This is a genomic window from Pseudomonas eutrophicaquae, assembly GCF_023544715.1.
Taxonomy (GTDB): Bacteria; Pseudomonadota; Gammaproteobacteria; order Pseudomonadales; family Pseudomonadaceae; genus Geopseudomonas.
The window spans coordinates 106071-123295 of the sequence record NZ_JAMJEZ010000002.1 but is presented as its reverse complement, the minus strand read 5'-3'; the positions used below and the strand labels follow the sequence as shown (position 1 = coordinate 123295).

The window sequence follows — 17225 nt, the reverse complement described above, 5'->3', positions numbered from 1 at the left end:
CTGGCGGGGCAGCATTGCGTATCGTCGGCGTGGCAAGGGCTGGGTGTGTTCCACGTGGAACATCCATGGTTCAGCAGTCGGCGCACGGAACGGGACCGTGATCGGCGCGCTACAATGCCCGCTCAATCCAACCGCCGGAGAACCCCGTGGAGAAAATCAAAGGCGCCCTGGTGGTGGGCGCGCTGCGGCTGGTCGCCGCCCTGCCCTGGTCCGCCGTGCAGCGCCTCGGCGCGACGATCGGCTGGTTGCTGTGGAAGCTGCCTAACCGCTCGCGCGAGGTGGTGCGCATCAACCAGGCCCGCTGTTTCCCCGAGCTGAGCGCGGCCGAGCGCGAGGATCTGCTCCGGCGCACCCTGCGCGATATCGGCAAGACCTTTGCCGAAAGTGCCTGCGCTTGGATCTGGCCAGCGCAGAAATCGCTGGCGCTGGTCAAGGAAGTCGAGGGGCTGGAGGTGCTCGAAGCCGCGCTGGCCAGCGGCAAAGGCGTGGTCGGCATCACCAGCCATCTGGGCAACTGGGAAGTGCTCAACCACTTCTATTGCAACCAGTGCAAACCGATCATCTTCTACCGTCCGCCCAAGCAGAAGGTGGTGGACGAGCTGCTGCAGCAGCAGCGGGTGCAGATGGGCAACCGCGTGGCGCCGTCGACCAAGGAGGGCATTCTCAGCGTGATCAAGGAGGTGCGCCGCGGTGGTGCGGTAGGGATTCCCGCCGACCCGGAGCCGAGCGAGGGCAGCGGCATCTTCGTGCCATTTTTTGCCGTGCAGGCGCTGACCAGCAAGTTTGTGCCGGGCATGCTCGCCGGGCACAAGGCAGTTGGCGTGTTCCTGCATGCGATCCGCTTGGAGGATGGCAGCGGCTTCAAGGTGATCCTCGAGGCCGCGCCGGAGGCGATGTACAGCAAGGATCCGGAAGTCGGCGTGGCGGCGATGAGCCAGATGATTGAAAGCTACGTGCGCCGCTGGCCAAGCCAGTACATGTGGAGCATGAAGCGCTTCAAGAAGCGCCCGCCGGGTGAGCCGCGCTGGTATTGAGCGGATCGTCCGCAGGAGTTCTGATCATGACCGCTGATTCACCGCGCGAAGCCCTGCCTCTGCTGCGTCTGCAGGATGCACAAGGCCATGTCCCTGCCCTGCGCCATCGCCCGCCCACGGTGGCGCTGGAAACCGAGCGGCGCACGCCGCAGGCACTGGCGCGGGGTGCACAGCTGCAACAGGTGGAGGCGGCCATCGCGGCGCTGCAGAGAGCCCGCGCGCAGCTGGCGCACATCGATGAATACCTGCAGCGCTTGCAGGAGCTGGCCCGTCGGGCGGCGGACGGTGTGCTGAGTGCCGAGGTGCGTGAGGCGCTGCAGTGGGCGGTCGACTGCCAGCTGCGGGCCATCCAGCGCGAAGGTGCGGCCGAACCCTGTTACAGCCCGGCGCCCACCCAGCAGGCGCGGGCGCAGCTGGTCCTGCAACTGGCCGACGATCCGGCCGAGCCACCGAGCAGGGTCTGGCTGGGGCCGCTGGATCTGCTCAGTCTCGATCTGGAGCCCTTCTCGCTGTACGGCGATCCGCCGCTGGAGGTGGAACAGCTGAGCCGCGAGCTGGGCGCGTGCCTCAAGGTGACACTCTACGGTCGCGCCGCCGAGCGCTGCGAGCTGCAGGCCGATGGCCGGGTGCTTCGCGAGGGGAGGCCGCTGTATGTCGATATGGAGGGGCGCCTGACCCCTCTCGCCGAGCAGCCCCATGTGCCGCTGGAGGCGGACTGGGTCCGTGCCCACTGGCCAGCCGAGCAGCATGCCGCGCCGCTTCTGGGCATCACGGATGTGCTGGCCGATGCCCGTCAGCATCCCAAGGGGGAGCCGGGCTACTGGCACGCCGAGCGAGAGCCCGGTGAGCCCCTCAGTGCCGCCCATGTGCAGGTCGAGTGGACCCCCGGGGCTTGGCAAACCTGTGCGGCCGGGCAGTGTCATGGCGGGTATTGCTACGAAATCGATGGAGAGCGCTACCTAGCGGTGATCGGTCAGGAGGGCCAGCTGCTGGGAGTCTATGGCGGGCCGCTGTTCCTGGAGCCCCTGCAGGGGGGGCTGTATCGCTACGCGGTCGGGGATTACCGCCGCCAGCCCCAGCGCCTGGCTGTCGATGCGGCCGGCAACGGGCGTTATCGTCTGCTGCTGGACGGGCAGCTCTACCAGGCGCACATCGCTGGTCTGGGCAGTACGTTAGCCGCGTCGCTGGAGGTCACCGATGCGCAGGGCGAGCCGGTGATCCTCTACCGGCATACGGATGGACGTACCCGCCGTGAAGCCATGCAGGCGCGCTGTGATGCCGATGGCAACGGGGTCTATCGCGCGCAGGTGGCGGGCATCGAGTGCCGGGCCTCTATCCGTGCTGCCCAGGCGGGCCGTGGCGGCATACTGGAGGTCGATGATCTGCACGGTCGCCGGCTGGCGCTCTACCTGGATGCGGCGCAGCAGCCAACCTTTGCTCCGCAGCAGCCTCATCCACCGGTGCAGGCTGCCGATCTGCAGGCGGCGGGCTGGCAGGTGCTGGCCCGGCGCTATCACATTGCTCACGGGGAGCTGGCGGGCGACTATCTGGTGGGCCGTGATGGCCGGGTGCACCGCGCCGCTGAGCGTGAGGCGCTGTTTAGCTGTCGTCAGGAGGATGGGAGTTTGCGGCCGCTGGATGAGGCATTGCGCCGTCTGCCTACCGTGCAGCCGCTGACCGTGCTGGCTGCTGCCCGCCTGCAACTCGATGCTCAGGACAGCGCGCTGCAGGCTTTGCTGGAGCGCTGTGCGGGGGTACTCGAGAGGCTGAGCAGCACTTACGCCGCACCGATCGATCGCACGGCGCAGCGCCTGCTGATCGAGCGTTTGCGCGCGCTGCCGGGGCGGGCCTTGCGGGCGCAGGCCGGGCAATCTGCCCATGATGTCCTGCTGCTGCTGGGCTGAGCCACGGCGTTTTTCAGGCAACAAAAAACCCGCTTGCGCGGGTTTTTTTCTGACCACCCCAACCTCCTGTCGGGCTGCCATCAGGGGCTGTGGTCGATCTTCCTTGATCCTGCAGTCATCCGTAACTGCAGTAGATGGCGCCATTATGGGCTGGTACTCACCGCTGGCGAAGCGCCAATCGGCCCTGCTTCGTGTAAGCCTTTTGCTATAGCGACGGATTCAGTAGCGCCAGAACGCTGGTGAGAGCAGCACCACCAGCGAGAACACCTCCAGCCGCCCCAGAATCATCGCCACACTGAGCAGCCCCTTGGCGCTGTCCGGCAGCGTGCCATAGTGAGCGGCGGCCTCGCCCAGCGCCGGGCCGAGGTTGTTCATGCACGAGGCGAGGCTGGAGAAGGCGGTAATCGGATCCAGACCGGTGCCGAGCAGCAGCAGCATCAAGCCGAAGAAGGTCACCAGATACACCGCACAGAAGCCCCATACCGACTCGATCACCCGGTCCGGTACCCGGCGCTTGCCCAGCTTCACGCCAAACACCCCGCTGGGATGCAGCAGCCGCAGGATCTCCCGCTGGCCCTGGCGCACCACCAGCATGGCGCGCATCACCTTCATGCCGCCCCCGGTGGAGCCGGCACAGGCGCCGATGAACGCGGTGTACAGCAGCAGGAAGGGCAGAAAGCTCGGCCAGGCGCTGAAATCATCGACTCCAAAGCCGGTGGTGGTGAACACCGAGACCACCTGGAAGGCCGCATAGCGCAGTGAGTCCAGTGGGCTGTCGTGATGGCCGTAGAACACCAGCACCAGCGTGGTGATCGCAAAGACCGAGGCCAGCAGCTTGAGGTAGGCCATGCACTCGGGGTCCTGCAGATAGGTCTTCAGCGAGCGGCTGCGCAGGGCGAGAAAATGCAGGGCGAAGTTCATCCCCGAAGCGGCCATGAAGAAGATGCAGAGCGCCTCGATCAGCGGGCTGTCGAAGTAGCCGATGCTGGCATCGTGGGTCGAGAAGCCGCCGATGGCGATAGTCGCAAAGCTGTGGCCGATGGCATCGAACAGTCCCATGCCGGCCATCCAGTAAGCCAGTGTGCAGAGCACGGTGAGCCCGCAGTAGATCAGCCAGAGGGTCTTGGCGGTATCGGCGATGCGTGCCGAGAGCTTGTTGTCCTTGAGCGGGCCGGGCATCTCCGCGCGGTACAGCTGCATGCCACCGATGCCGAGCATCGGCATCACCGCCACCGCCAGCACCACGATCCCCATGCCGCCCAGCCACTGCAGCTGCTGGCGGTAGTAGAGAATCGCGTGGGGCAGCGTATCGAGCCCGGTGAGCACTGTGGCCCCGGTGGTGCTGAGGCCCGAGAAGGCCTCGAACAACGCATCGGAGGCGCTCATCGCCGGTTTGTCACCCAGCAGGAACGGGATCGCCGAGAACAGCCCGAGCACGCTCCAGAACAGCGCGGTGATCAGGTAACCGTCGCGGGCGCGCAGCTCGCCACGCGCCTTGCGTACCGGCAGCCAGATCGCCGCCCCGCTGCACAGGGTGATGGTGAAGGCCCAGATGAAGCTCTGCCAGGTGCCTTCCTGATAGTAGAGATCGATCAGCAGCGGCGGCAGATGGCTGATGCTGAACAGCATCAGCAGGATGCCGAGAATCCGGGAAATGACAGCGTAATGCATGGAATCCACCAGAGCCGATGGGCGGTCACGGCCAGCCCGGTGGATGACCGGGCCACGCACGCGCGCCCTGTGGGGTCAGAAGAAGGTCAGGCCGGGCTGGAACAGCCGCTCGACATCGCGTACGTATTTCTTGTCGACCAGAAACAGCAGCACATGGTCACCGTCCTCGATCTGCGTGGTGCCATGCGCAATCAGCACCTGCTCGTCGCGCACGATGGCGCCGATGGTGGTGCCCGGCGGCAGTGGCACATCGGCGACCTTGCGCCCCACCACCTTGCTGGCGCGCGCATCGCCGTGGGCGATCGCCTCGATTGCCTCGGCGGCCCCGCGGCGCAGCGAATGCACGGCGACAATATCGCCGCGGCGCACATGGGTCAGCAGTGTACCGATGGTCGCCTGCTGCGGGCTGATGGCGATGTCGATCTCCCCGCCCTGGATCAGATCGACGTAGGCCGGGTTGTTGATCAGGCTCATCACCTTGCGCGCGCCCAAGCGTTTGGCCAGCAGCGAGGACATGATGTTGGCCTCGTCGTCGTTGGTCAGGGCAAGGAACAGGTCGGCCTCGTTGATGTTCTCCTCGATCAGCAAGTCGCGGTCGCTGGCGCTGCCGTGCAGGACGATGGCGCTCTCCAGAGTGTCGGACAGCTGGCGGCAGCGCGAGGCGTTCATCTCGATGATCTTCACCTGATAGCGGCTCTCGATGGCCTCTGCCAGCCGCTCGCCGATATGCCCGCCGCCGGCAATCACCACCCGCTGATAGCCCTGATCAAGGCGGCGCATCTCGCTCATCACTGCGCGGATATGGTTGCGGGCGGCGATGAAGAACACCTCATCATCGGCCTCGATCACCGTATCGCCCTCGGGGAGGATCGCCCGGTCACGGCGGTAGATGGCGGCGACTCGCGCATCGATGTGCGGCATGTGCTGGCGGATCTGCTTGAGCTGCTGGCCGACCAGCGGCCCGCCGTAATAGGCGCGCACCCCGACCAGCTGCACCTTGCCGTCGGCAAAGTCGAGCACCTGCAGGGCGCCGGGGTATTCGATCAGCCGCTTGATGTAGTTGGTCACCACCTGTTCCGGGCTGATCAGCACATCGATGGGGATCGATTCGTTGCAGAACAGCCCGCTGCGGGTCAGGTAGGCCGACTCGCGCACCCGGGCGATCTTGGTCGGGGTGTTGAACAGGCTGTAGGCGACCTGGCAGGCGATCATGTTGGTTTCATCGCTGTTGGTCACCGCCACCAGCATGTCGGCATCGTCGGCGCCGGCCTGGCGCATGACGGTCGGGTGCGAGCCTTTGCCCTGGATGGTGCGGATGTCCAGACGATCGCCCAGATCGCGCAGCCGCTCGCTGTCGGTGTCGATCACGGTGATGTCGTTGGCCTCATTGGCCAGGTGTTCGGCAAGGCTGCCACCGACCTGGCCTGCGCCGAGAATGATGATCTTCATCCAGCTGCTCCTCTGGCGTGGGGATCACCCGCCGCCTTGATTATGGTCGGGACGGTCAGCCCCGGGATGCCTCAGCCGCGCGGGACGGCGGCGATCTTGATCAGTTTGGCGTAATAGAAGCCGTCGTGACCGTCCACCTGCGCCAGCAGCTGGCGGCCGTGGGGCTGTTTCACGCCGAACGGGCCTGGGATGTCCAGCTCGCGGGCGCCGGGGGTGCGGGCGAGGAAGGCGCCGATCACGTCGGTGTTCTCGGTCGGCAGGCTCGAGCAGGTGGCGTAAAGCAGCACCCCGCCGACCTCCAGCGCCGGCCACAGCGCATCGAGCAGCTCGCCCTGCAGCGCGGCCAGCGCGGCGATGTCGCTGGCCTGACGAGTCAGCTTGATGTCCGGGTGGCGACGGATCACTCCGGTTGCCGAGCAGGGTGCATCGAGAAGAATGCGCTGGAATGGCTGGCCATCCCACCACTGCCCCACCGCACGGGCGTCGGCGGCGATCAGCCGGGCATCGAGCTGGAGACGCTGCAGATTTTCGCGCACCCGCTGCAGGCGGCTGTCTTCCAGGTCCACCGCGGTGACGGCAAGGCTCGGCTCGGCTTCCAGCAGGTGGCAGGTCTTGCCACCGGGGGCGCAGCAGGCATCCAGCACGCACAGGTTCGGCTTGAGTTCGAGTAGCTCGGCAGCCAGCTGGGCGGCCTCGTCCTGCACGCTGACCCGCCCTTCGGCAAAGCCCGGCAGGGTCGTCACATCGCAGGGCACGGCCAGCTGTACGCCATCGCGGCTGAACGGGCAGGCCTGCGCGTCGAGGCCGGCGGCGGCCAGCTCGGCGAGATACGCCTCGCGCGAGCCGTGGCGGCGATTGACCCTGAGGGTCAGCGGCGGATGGCTGTTGTTGGCCGCGCAGATCGCTTCCCAGTGCTCCGGCCAGTGGGCCTTGAGCGCCTTCTGCAGCCAGCGCGGGTGGGCGGTGCGTGCGGCCGGATCGCGCTCCAGTTCGGCGAGCAGCGCCTCACCTTCGCGCTGGGCGCGGCGCAGCACGGCGTTGATCAGGCCCTTGGCTGAGGATTTTTTCAGCTTGTCGACGCAGCCGACCGTCTCTCCGATCGCCGCGTGCGCGGGGATGCGGGTGTAGAACAGCTGGTAGAGGCCGACCAGCAGCAGTGCCTCAAGATCCCGGTCGGCAGCCTTGAAGGGCTTTTGCAGCAGCTTGTCAGCGAGGAGAGACAGGCGCGGCTGCCAGCGGGCGGTGCCGAAGGCCAGCTCCTGGGTCAGACCTCGATCACGCGGCTCGACGCGCTCCAGCTGCGCGGGCAGGGCACTGCCCAGCGAGGCCTTGCCGGCGAGTACGGCACCCAGCGCGCGGGCCGCGGCGAGGCGCGGATTGACGGCCATCAGACCAGCACCTGGCCGGGGGCGAACTGCTCGCGGCGGCTGTTGTACAGATCACTGAAGCCCAGCGGCTTGCCGCCCGGCAACTGCAGGCGGGTCAGGCGCAGTGCGCCACTGCCGCAGGCCACGGTCAGGCCGTCGCGGCTGGCGTCGAGTATTTTCCCCGGTGCGCCCTGCCCGTCGGTCACTTCAGCCGCGTAGACCTTGAGGGCCGCGCCGCCGAGCGTGGTGTGGCAGATCGGCCATGGGGTGAAGGCGCGCACCCGGCGCTCCAGCTCCTCAGCCGGGTGGCTCCAGTCGAGGCGCGCCTCGTCCTTGTTCAGCTTGTGGGCGTAGGTAGCCAGCGCCTCGTCCTGCCGCTCGCCTTTGAGCGTGCCGGCGACCAGCAGCGGAATGGCCTCGACCACCGCCGCGGCGCCGAGTGCGGCCAGACGGTCATGCAGGCTGCCGCCGGTGTCCTCAGCGCTAATCGGCGTGCTGACCTTGAGCAGCATCGGCCCGGTGTCCAGGCCAGCCTCCATCTGCATCACCGTGACCCCGCTTTCGGCATCACCGGCCTCCACGGCGCGCTGGATCGGCGCGGCACCGCGCCAGCGGGGCAGCAAGGAGGCGTGGCTGTTGATGCAGCCAAGGTGCGGGATATCCAGCACCACCTGCGGCAGGATCAGCCCATAGGCCACCACCACCAGCAGATCAGGCGCCAGCGCGGCCAGCTCCGCCTGGGCCGCGGCATCGCGCAGCGTGGCCGGCTGCAGCACCGGGATGCCGTGGGCAACAGCCAGCTGCTTGACTGGGCTTGCCATCAGCTTCTGGCCGCGGCCGGCGGGGCGGTCGGGCTGGGTGTAGACCGCCACCGGGGTGAGGCCGGCCTCGAGCAGGGCTTCAAGGTGGCGGGCGGCAAATTCCGGGGTGCCGGCAAAGACGATGCGCAGGGGCTGGGTCATGGGACTCGCTCAAGAAAAAAGGCTTGCCGTGGCAAGCCTTCAGGTCAGTCAGGATTTTTGCAGACGGTGCTGTTTTTCCAGCTTCTTCTTGATGCGATCACGCTTGAGGCTGGAGAGGTAATCGACGAACAGCTTGCCGTTGAGATGGTCGCATTCATGCTGGATGCACACCGCCAGCAGGCCCTCGGCGATTTCCTCGAACGGCTGCCCGTCACGATTCAGCGCGCGGATCCGTATCCGCAGCGGGCGATCGACGCTTTCATAGAAACCCGGCACCGACAGGCAGCCCTCCTGATAGGGGGCCAGATCGTCGCTGAGCGGCTCAAGCTCGGGGTTGATGAACACCCGCGGCTCGTTCTGTTCCTCGGAGAGGTCCATCACCACTACACGTTTGTGCACATTGACCTGAGTGGCAGCCAGGCCGATGCCCGGCGCGGCGTACATGGTGTCGAACATGTCGTCGATCAGCTGGCGCAGGGCGTCATCGACCACATCGACCGGCTGGGCGAGGGTGCGCAGGCGCGGATCGGGGAATTCGAGAATGTTGAGGATCGCCATAGGCCTTTGTGATGCACTCGAGAAATTGCGGAGGGGGCCGGCGGTACCATCCGCTACGGTCTGCAGCGAGGCGCCCCGAAGGCAAGCCGGCGGTGTGATTCAAGAATGGCGACATCATAAAGGCATTAACCCATGAGGAAAACACTCTGCGCCCGGCTAGGCCGCGTCGCGAGCTGGCTGCTGCCGGGGCTGTTGGGTGGGGCGATCCCGCCGGCTGCGACGGCAGAGCACGCGCCGCCACCGGCCCGGGTCTTGTCCATCGAGGCAGGCCGGGCACTGGGTGGTATCGGTGATCGCCTGCAGGGGCGTGGCCACTTCCCCCAAGGCGTGCAGCACTACCTGCTCTATCGACTGCCCGAAGCGCCCCGTACTGCCGATGCCCTGAGCCTGCCGCTGGCCGGAGCCTTCGGGCAGGCCGAGCTGCTGGCGGTGCAGGAGGATCAAGCCGTACTGCGCGTCTTAAAAGCCCGCCATGAAGTGCGTCCGGGCGATCACCTGGTGCCGGTGATCCCCCAGACGTCTGCCCCCGCCCTGCCCTGAGGAGTTGCCATGCCCTGTCCTGCTCACCTCTGCGAGGCGGAGACCCGCGCCCGTCTCGCCCTGCTGTTGCTGCCGGAGATCGGTCCACGGCGCTGGCGCCGGCTGTTGCAGCATTTTGGCAGCGCCGAGGCGGCGCTGGCGGCCCCGGCCAGCGCGTGGCGTGCACTGGGCGCGCCGGCCGCGGCACTGGAGACGCGCCACGGCGCGCGGGTGCGTGATGCAGTAGCCGCCAGCCTGCCCTGGCTGGAGCAGGCCGCGCACCATCTGCTGTGCTTTGATGATCCACGCTACCCGGCGCTGCTCGGCGAGCTGTCCGATGCCCCGCCGCTGCTGTTTGTCGCCGGCGATCCGGCGCTGCTGGAGCGCCCGCAACTGGCGGTGGTGGGCAGTCGCCGCGCCAGCCGGCCGGGCCTGGACACCGCCCTGGCGTTTTCCCGCAGCCTGGCCGCCGGCGGCTTTGTCGTCACCAGCGGTCTGGCGTTGGGGATTGATGGTGCCGCCCATCAGGGCGCGCTGGAGGCACCGGGCGGTACGGTCGCGGTACTCGGTACCGGGCTTGAGCGTATTTATCCGGCCCGGCACAGCGCCCTGGCGCTGCGCATCGTGGCCGAAGGCGGTGCGCTGGTGTCTGAATTGCCGCTGCTGACCACGCCCCATGCCAGCAACTTTCCGCGGCGCAACCGGATCATCAGCGGCCTGTCGCTCGGGGTGCTGGTGGTGGAAGCCAGTCCGTCGAGTGGCTCGCTGATCACCGCGCGCCTGGCGGCCGAGCAGGGTCGTGAAGTCTTTGCCATCCCCGGCTCCATCCACCATCCCGGCTCGCGCGGCTGTCATCAGCTGATCCGCGAGGGTGCGCAGTTGGTCGAGTGCATCGAGGACATCCTCGAGGCCCTGCGTGGCTGGCAGCGGCCCGCACCGGCGATCGCTGCAAGACCGGCCCCCACGCACGCGCCGATGGCCACACCATCCCCTGCTGCGCCGCCACCGGCCCCCAGTCTGCCGTTGTTCCCCGCCAGTTCCAGCGAGGCCGAGGCCTTGCTGACTCTGCTGCGTGCCGCCCCGCTGAGCAGCGAAGCGCTGGCCCTGCACAGCGGACACCCCCTGCCGCAGACCCTCGCCCTGCTGACCGAGCTGGAACTCGATGAGCGGGTGATTTGCGAGCAGGGGCTCTGGGCCTACCGGGCGGGGTGAGCGCAGGCGGGATTCAGGGCGTCGCCGTCGGACGATTGCGCAGCATCAGGCTGATGCCATGACTGAGTGGGACGGCGTAATCATGCACAGCGATGATGGCACTGGTTTCCGGCTGCACCACCTTCAGACTGATGAAGGCATGGTTGCGGCTCTCGCCATACGTGCCGACCACAACCGCCTTGGCGGCATGCTGGCTGGCCGTTTCTTGCACGGCACGGGTCAGCACCATTTCCCCCTGATCGCGGTGCATATAGACGCTTTTGCCGAACTTCATCTCCACGATGCGGTAATCATGCTGCACGAAGCGCGAGGTGACCTGCTCGGAGATCACGCGCCCGAGTGTTGATGAAGTATCCAGATCATCGATGTTGACCAGCGTGGTGACCAGCAGCGGCCCGCTGCCGGCCGGCAGTCGGGCATCCAGATGCCGTATCAAGCGATCCACGGCGATCTGGTTGGTGGCGATGAAGGTGTTTTCGGAGAGCGTCAGCCGCTCACTCCGGTGCTGCAGCGAGTGCGAGCAGCCGGATAGCACGGCCACGGTCAGGGCGAGGACTGCAGGTGTCAGTTTCATCATCACTCCCCCTTCACCGGCAAGATGGCTGTTGGCCAGTTTTCGTACAGGCTGAGATCACCATCGGCGGTGTAATAGGCGCTGGTGGTTTGCAGGTAATACTGATCAGCGCTGGAAACACGGGTGTTGACGACCAGCTCCGTGCGGGGTGTCGGGCCACTGGCAAACTCCGAGCGCAGCCAGGTGGTGGCATCCACGGCGACGGCACCCGCGACCATCGCGGCTCCCGGGGAGACGTTATTGTAGATCTCGTGCAACACCCACAGCCCACTGCTCAGTGCGGTCAGTACGCCGGTGGTGCTGTACTGCTGACGATGCCGGGAGAAGCGCAGCGGTGTGGCGGAGACCTCTACCGTCAGTACATCGGGGCGCTGGGCGCGCTTCATCATCGGATAGCCCGCGCTGGCCAGTTCGCTGGCCAGTTGCTGCATGAATGCTTGTTCAAACGGGCTGTGTTGCCCTGAGGTGTGCACATACAGCGCGCGCTGGGTCGGCAACTGCGCCTTGATCTGGGCCGCCGTATCGCGGGCAATCAGTTGCCAATGCGCGGCTGACTGCAGCTTGTGCTGCTGCTGATAGGGGAAGTTGCTGGCAATAGGTGCTTCGGTATGTCGTGCGCAACCACCGATCACCACACTGCTGGCCAGCAGACCGAGGATGAGTCTGTTCATGAGATCGTCCCTTTCGACAAATGAAAATCCGCCGCTTCCGAGGTGCATACGCCGGATCAGTCCAAACCTCCGGGCACCGGCTTCTGCGGTCACCGTGCGGCAGCGCTGCGTCAACCGACGCCCCCGCCTTCTTGGAGTCTAGAAGTCGTTGCCCGATACCCCCTGGTATTGTTTTGCCTTTTGCTGGCACTGTTTTCCCCCATTGGCCGCTGATCCCGGCGGCTGCCGGCCTTCGGGCAAACCGCTACACTGCGCAGCATTTTTCGGCCAGCGGAGGCGGTGATGGTCAGTCAGTGGCAGTTACAGCGCGTGGCGCGAATCGTGAAGGCGGGTGGGGTGATCGCTTATCCCACCGAGGCAGTCTGGGGCGTGGGTTGTGACCCCTGGAATGCTGACGCGGTCGAGCGGCTACTGGCGCTCAAGCAGCGCCCGGTGGAAAAAGGCCTGATCCTGGTGGCGGCCGAGCGTGCGCAGTTCGATTTTCTGCTCGATGATCTGCCTGTCGATTGGCTGGCGCCGCTGGAGGACAGCTGGCCCGGCCCGAACACCTGGCTGGTGCCCCATCAGGGCCGCCTGCCGGCCTGGATCACCGGCCGGCACGACAGCGTGGCGCTGCGGGTCAGTGATCATCCGGGTGTGCAGGCCCTGTGCCGGCTGACCGGCCCGCTGGTCTCCACCTCGGCCAACCCGGCCGGACGTCCGGCGGCCCGCTCACGGCTGCGGATCGCACAGTATTTCGGCGCGCGGTTGGATGCGGTGCTGGGCGGTGAGCTGGGCGGGCGGCGTAATCCCAGCCTGATTCGCGACCTGCGCACCGGCGCGGTGCTGCGCCCTTCCTGAGGGGTGGTTTAGTCGACGGGCTGCTGGCGATTGAGGCAGTGCAGTCCCTTGACCAGCCGGTACACCGACCAGACAAACCAGACCAGCAGCACCAGATACCCCACCAGAATCAGCGACAGCAGCGTCCCCAGCACGACCCACAACAGGCTCCACCAGAACCAGCGGATCTGCTGGCGCAGGTGCGAGCCGAGCAGCGGGCTGCTGCCATCCAGATTCAGGTAGGCGAGGATCACCCCGATCAGCGCCGTCACGCCGCCGGTGAAGTAGCTGCTCGCCTGCAGCAGGTAGATCAGCCAGACGATCTGCAGCGGGGTGAGCATGGCATCAGCCCTGGGGCGGCTGGCGCTGGCGCCAAGCGTCGAGCTGGATCACCCGGTCGAGCACCGGGTCTTCCGGGGCCTGATCGCGCATCGGGTGCGGGGCCAGTTCGATCAGCAGCGGCTGGCGCCCCATCAGCAGCAGGCGGCCGGGGTGGCGCTGCTCGCCGGTGACGGTGAACTCGAAGGTGAACTCGCGGACCAGACGGCGGCGTCCCTGCCGGTCGCGCTGCAGGCGCAGGCCGCGAAAGGCGACATTGTCATCCAGGAGCAGCACATCCTCGCGCAGGCAGGCCTGGCGCACCAGCGCCAGCGCCAGTTCCCGCCGGCCATGGGCATGCCATAACCAGGCACCGCATCCGAACAGCAGCAGGAAAACCGTCAGCTCACCCAGTGTCAGCATGCTGTGCTCCGTTCACGGCCGGGGATGGAGGGATGGCAGCAGACCCGCATGGCTGGCGCTCAGAGGGTGCCGCGAATCGACTGGTAGCGGGCTTCCAGTTCCTGACGGATCTGCCGGCGCTGCTGGGCCTGGGCAAAGCGGCGCTTTTCGTCAGGGGTCTGTGGCTCCAGAGGCGGCACGGCGGTCGGCTGCCCGTCCCCGTCCACGGCGACCATGGTGAAGAAGCAGCTGTTGGTGTGGCGCACGCTTCTGGAGCGGATGTCCTCGGTGATCACCTTGATGCCGACCTCCATCGAGGTGGTGCCGGTGTAGTTCACTGAGGCGAGGAAGGTCACCAGCTCGCCGACATGCACCGGCTGGCGGAAGGTCACCTGATCGACCGACAGGGTCACCACGTACTGGCCGGCATAGCGGCTGGCGCAGGCGTAGGCGACTTCATCGAGGTACTTGAGCAGGGTGCCGCCGTGGACATTCCCGGAAAAGTTGGCCTTGTCCGGCGTCATCAGGACTGTCATGGACAGTTGGGCGGTACCAGGCAGCATGCAAAGTTCCTGCATCAATGGGGATAAGTTCGCTACTTTAGTCGAATAGCCCGCTTTTTTGTGCAGGAAATTTCACCGCCCTGCCCGTCTGCTGCCGCTATGGCTTCAGGCGTGAAGCCGACAGCTCGATGATTTCTTCGGTGATTTCATCCTGACGCACCCGGCGAAACTCGGCGAGCAGCTCGTCGCGGCGCGCCTCGACATTGCTTTGCGCGGCGACCATCGCCTGCAGGCGCGCCTCGTTTTCCGCGCTGAACGACAGCACCAGCGCCTCACACAGCTCGGCATACAGGTACTCGCCGGCCAGCGCGCTGATCAGCTGCGTCGGCGGCAGGGTCAGGTGCGGCGCTTGGCGCGGGGGCGCTACGGCAAAGCGCGAATAGTCGAACGGCAGGAGCACCCGGGCGCACACTTCGCCACGTCCGGGCTGGGCATGCACCAGCAACACCCGCTGCAGCGTGCCCGCGCCGAGGCTGGCATACAGCGCCTCGCTCAGCCGGCTGGCCAGCATCGGCACCTCATCCAGGCGCACCGCCATCGGGGCGGTCCAGTCCAGCGCCAGACCGCGCTCGCGCGCGCCCAGCACGCCCCGCTCACCGAGCAGCCAGAGTGCGGCACCGGTGCCCAGTAGCTCTTGCGCCACATCCAGCACCCGCTCGTTGAACGGGCCGACAAAGCCCTGCTCGGCACACAGCGCCAGTACCAGCAGCGGCGCGCCCTCGCCCGCCGGCGTGTGGGCGGGCGGTGGCTCCGGGAGCAGTGCCAGCGCCTCGCCCAGTGCGGTATTGAGGGTCTGGGCGTAGGCGCGCACGCCGTCGAGCTGCTGGCGGGCCTCTTGCGAGCGCGCCGCGGCGATGCCGCGCATGGCGGCGACGATCATCCCCAGCTCACGGGTGGTCGCCAGATGCTGGCTGACCTCCCCCAGCCGGCCGCTCATGCGTGACTCCCGGCCAGCGCACGGCACAGCGCGGCCACCTGCTCGACCAGCACGGCCTGGGCCTGTGCATCCAGTTCGCCGCCTTGCTGCAGCGCCTGCAGCGGCGCGGCGGCGTGCAGGTCCAGCCAGGCCGGCAGGCGGGCACGCAGCCGCTCGAGCAGCGTGGGCGGATGTGGATCGAACACCCCGGCATTCAAGGCGGCCAGCAAGGCCACCTGATCGACCGGACGCAGGGCGGCGAAGCGCGGCTGACCGAGCAGCGCCCGGCTGCGCTCGCCGCGGGTGATCTGCTCGCGCACCCGCGCATCGCTCAGGCCGCCAAAGCGGGTGAACATCTCCAGCTCGAGAAACTGCGCGTATTCCAGACGCAGACGCCCGGCCACCGTGCGCAGCACCCGCGGCTGGGCCTTGCCGCCGACCCGGCTGACCGACAGGCCGACATCCACCGCCGGGCGCTGGCTGGCGGCGAACAGGTGGCTGTCGAGGACGATCTGCCCGTCGGTGATCGAAATCAGGTTGGTGGGGATGTAGGCGGAGAGATTGCCGGCTTCGGTCTGGGCGATCGGCAGCGCGGTCAGCGAGCCGCCGCCGAGCTCGTCGGAGAGCCGTGCGGCGCGCTCCAGCAGGCGGGCATGCAGGTAGAAGATGTCGCCGGGGTAGGCCTCGCGGCCTGGCGGCTCGTGGGTCAGCAGCGACAGCTGGCGATGGGTGGCGGCGTGTTTGCTGAGGTCATCGATCACCACCAGCGCATGCTGGCCGCGGTCGCGGAAGTATTCGGCGATGCTGAAGCCGGCGAACGGCGCCGCCCACTGCAGCCCTGCCGGTGCCGAGGCCTGGGCGACCACGAACACGCAGCGCTCGGCGGCGCCGTGGGCGCGCACCGCCTCGATGGCCTGCTGCACGGCGGTGGCGCGCTGGCCGACGGCGACATACACGCAGATCAGCTCGGAGTGCTTCTGGTTGACGATGACATCCAGCGCCAGTGCGGTCTTGCCGGTGGCGCGGTCACCGATGATCAGCTCGCGCTGACCGCGGCCGATGGCGAACAGCGCATCGACGATCAGCACGCCGGTTTCCACCGGCTCATGGACCGCAGCGCGCTCGATGATCGCCGGCGCCGGGCGCTCGATCGGCAGGCAGAGGTCGGTGTGGATCGGCTCGTCACCGTCCAGCGGGCGGCCCAGCGGGTCCACCACCCGGCCGAGCAAGGCCGGGCCGACCGGCACCTGCAGCACCTCGCCGGTGCCATACACCTCGCTGCCCGCCGCCAGGGTGCTCCCCTCATCGAGCAGCACCACGCTGATCTGCTCATGGTCCAGGCTGATGGCAAAACCCAGGCTACCGTCGGCAAAGCGCAGCAGCTCGTCGAGACGCACACCGGGCAGGCCGCTGACCCGGGCGATGCCGTCGGCGACCTGCAGTACCCGGCCGATCTCGCCGGCCTCGGCGCACAGCGGGGTGCGCGCCAGCGCGGCGCGGCTGCGGGTCAGCCAGTCGCTGGCGGGCCAGGCATCAGGTGTTGGCAAGGTCATGCTGACTCAGCTCCCGCTGCACGCGCGCCAGATCGGCGCGCAAACTGTTGCGCACCACCACACTGGAGCCTTCCAGCTCAAGGCCGGCGATCAGCCCCGGCTCGACCTCCAGGCGCAGCTGAGGTGCCTTGCCGAGCGCGGGGGCCAAGGCCGCCTGACAGTGCTGCACGTCTGCCGCACTGAGCGGCTGCGCGCTGCGCAGGATCAGCGAGTCGCACTCCAGGCACAGGGTCTGCCGGGCGGTCGGCGCGAGCTGCGCCAGCCCCTCGATCAGCCCGTCGAGAAAGGCGGTGTGGCGCAGGCTGTCTGGCAGGCGAGTCAGCAGGTGGGCGGCGATATCCAGCGCCAGTTCACCGGCTTGGCGTTCCAGCTGCAACTGCAGGCGCTGGCGCTGCTCGCTGAGCGCGAGCTCGGCCTCGGCGCGTTGCCGCTCGGCGGTGTGCTGCACCTCGGCGAGCAGCCGCGCGCGGGTTTCGGCGATCTCGTGCTGCAGGGCCTTGAGTGCGGTTTCGCGCTGGGCGAGCAGCGCCTCGCGATCGGCTTCAGCCTGCAGGCGTTCCTGCTCGGCTGCCGTCCGGGCGGCCGTCGCCTCATCAAGCAACTGCTCAGCCTGCTGCTGGCGCTCGGCGACGATGCGCGCCACCGGGCGGAACAAAAAGCGTGACAGCAGCCAGATCAGGATGACGACGTTGATCGTCTGCAGGCCGAGGGTCCACCAGTCGAAGGTCATGGC

The 17225-nt window shown here is 67.4% G+C and carries 18 protein-coding genes; 5 read left to right on the top strand and 13 right to left on the bottom strand.

Annotated features, from left to right (window positions below):
• The first annotated feature begins 146 nt into the window (after window positions 1-146).
• Both MXC11_RS01575 and MXC11_RS01570 read left to right on the top strand, forming a co-directional pair.
• Window positions 147-1034: a lysophospholipid acyltransferase gene (locus tag MXC11_RS01575; RefSeq protein ID WP_250004236.1), complete on the top strand. Its 888-nt coding sequence runs from the start codon at window positions 147-149 to the stop codon at window positions 1032-1034.
• A 26-nt stretch (window positions 1035-1060) separates the two neighbouring features.
• A complete protein-coding gene (locus MXC11_RS01570; RefSeq protein WP_250004234.1) occupies window positions 1061-2938 on the top strand; it encodes an ATP-binding protein in 1878 nt (625 codons plus the stop codon).
• 219 nt (window positions 2939-3157) lie between these two features.
• On the opposite strand, the gene MXC11_RS01565 is transcribed toward MXC11_RS01570, so the two are convergent.
• The 5 genes from MXC11_RS01565 to def form a co-directional block, all read right to left on the bottom strand.
• Window positions 3158-4609 carry a TrkH family potassium uptake protein gene (locus tag MXC11_RS01565; protein WP_250004232.1) on the bottom strand — a complete coding sequence of 484 codons (1452 nt, stop codon included), beginning with the start codon at window positions 4607-4609 and terminating at the stop codon, window positions 3158-3160.
• Between the two features lie 75 nt (window positions 4610-4684).
• Window positions 4685-6058: a Trk system potassium transporter TrkA gene (gene trkA, locus MXC11_RS01560; RefSeq protein WP_250004230.1), complete on the bottom strand. Its 1374-nt coding sequence runs from the start codon at window positions 6056-6058 to the stop codon at window positions 4685-4687.
• A 71-nt stretch (window positions 6059-6129) separates the two neighbouring features.
• Window positions 6130-7446 (bottom strand): 16S rRNA (cytosine(967)-C(5))-methyltransferase RsmB, encoded by a 1317-nt coding sequence (rsmB, locus tag MXC11_RS01555; RefSeq protein ID WP_250004228.1) that lies wholly within the window; start codon window positions 7444-7446, stop codon window positions 6130-6132.
• Window positions 7446-8387 carry a methionyl-tRNA formyltransferase gene (fmt, locus tag MXC11_RS01550; RefSeq protein WP_250004226.1) on the bottom strand — a complete coding sequence of 314 codons (942 nt, stop codon included), beginning with the start codon at window positions 8385-8387 and terminating at the stop codon, window positions 7446-7448. The genes rsmB and fmt overlap by 1 nt, the downstream gene beginning before the upstream one ends.
• Before the next feature lie 48 nt (window positions 8388-8435).
• Entirely contained in the window at window positions 8436-8945 is a 510-nt protein-coding gene (gene def / locus MXC11_RS01545) for a peptide deformylase (RefSeq protein WP_250004225.1), read from the bottom strand.
• Window positions 8946-9077: 132 nt separating this feature from the next.
• Here def and MXC11_RS01540 point away from each other — a divergent pair, with 132 nt between their 5' ends.
• Together MXC11_RS01540 and dprA are read left to right on the top strand one after the other, a co-directional pair.
• Complete coding sequence (locus tag MXC11_RS01540; RefSeq protein WP_250004224.1) at window positions 9078-9485, top strand: hypothetical protein; 408 nt, start codon at window positions 9078-9080, stop codon at window positions 9483-9485.
• 9 nt (window positions 9486-9494) lie between these two features.
• On the top strand, window positions 9495-10676 hold the full coding sequence (dprA, locus tag MXC11_RS01535; RefSeq protein ID WP_250004223.1) for a DNA-processing protein DprA: 1182 nt from the start codon (window positions 9495-9497) through the stop codon (window positions 10674-10676).
• Between the two features lie 13 nt (window positions 10677-10689).
• On the opposite strand, the gene MXC11_RS01530 is transcribed toward dprA, so the two are convergent.
• The gene (locus MXC11_RS01530; protein WP_250004222.1) at window positions 10690-11250 is read right to left on the bottom strand and encodes a FlgO family outer membrane protein; all 561 of its coding nucleotides are present in this window, start codon (window positions 11248-11250) and stop codon (window positions 10690-10692) included.
• A gap of 2 nt (window positions 11251-11252) precedes the next feature.
• A complete protein-coding gene (locus tag MXC11_RS01525) occupies window positions 11253-11921 on the bottom strand; it encodes a hypothetical protein (protein WP_250004221.1) in 669 nt (222 codons plus the stop codon).
• 282 nt (window positions 11922-12203) lie between these two features.
• Between MXC11_RS01525 and tsaC the strand changes: the two genes are divergently transcribed.
• Window positions 12204-12761: an L-threonylcarbamoyladenylate synthase type 1 TsaC gene (gene tsaC, locus MXC11_RS01520; protein WP_250004220.1), complete on the top strand. Its 558-nt coding sequence runs from the start codon at window positions 12204-12206 to the stop codon at window positions 12759-12761.
• Between the two features lie 8 nt (window positions 12762-12769).
• Here the strand turns inward: tsaC and MXC11_RS01515 are convergent, their stop codons facing one another.
• The 6 genes from MXC11_RS01515 to MXC11_RS01490 all read right to left on the bottom strand — a co-directional run bounded on the left by MXC11_RS01515 (window position 12770) and on the right by MXC11_RS01490 (window position 17222).
• The gene (locus MXC11_RS01515; RefSeq protein WP_250004219.1) at window positions 12770-13081 is read right to left on the bottom strand and encodes a DUF4870 family protein; all 312 of its coding nucleotides are present in this window, start codon (window positions 13079-13081) and stop codon (window positions 12770-12772) included.
• Between the two features lie 4 nt (window positions 13082-13085).
• Window positions 13086-13481, bottom strand: a complete 396-nt coding sequence (locus MXC11_RS01510; RefSeq protein WP_250004218.1) for a DUF3301 domain-containing protein — start codon at window positions 13479-13481, stop codon at window positions 13086-13088.
• Window positions 13482-13540: 59 nt separating this feature from the next.
• On the bottom strand, window positions 13541-14023 hold the full coding sequence (locus tag MXC11_RS01505; protein ID WP_250004217.1) for an acyl-CoA thioesterase: 483 nt from the start codon (window positions 14021-14023) through the stop codon (window positions 13541-13543).
• 97 nt (window positions 14024-14120) lie between these two features.
• Window positions 14121-14960, bottom strand: coding sequence for a F0F1 ATP synthase subunit gamma (locus tag MXC11_RS01500; protein ID WP_250004216.1), 840 nt, complete (start codon window positions 14958-14960; stop codon window positions 14121-14123).
• Complete coding sequence (locus tag MXC11_RS01495; protein ID WP_250004215.1) at window positions 14957-16492, bottom strand: F0F1 ATP synthase subunit alpha; 1536 nt, start codon at window positions 16490-16492, stop codon at window positions 14957-14959. The genes MXC11_RS01500 and MXC11_RS01495 overlap by 4 nt, the downstream gene beginning before the upstream one ends.
• Window positions 16473-17222 (bottom strand): F0F1 ATP synthase subunit delta, encoded by a 750-nt coding sequence (locus MXC11_RS01490; RefSeq protein WP_250004214.1) that lies wholly within the window; start codon window positions 17220-17222, stop codon window positions 16473-16475. The genes MXC11_RS01495 and MXC11_RS01490 overlap by 20 nt, the downstream gene beginning before the upstream one ends.
• Window positions 17223-17225: the final 3 nt, after the last annotated feature.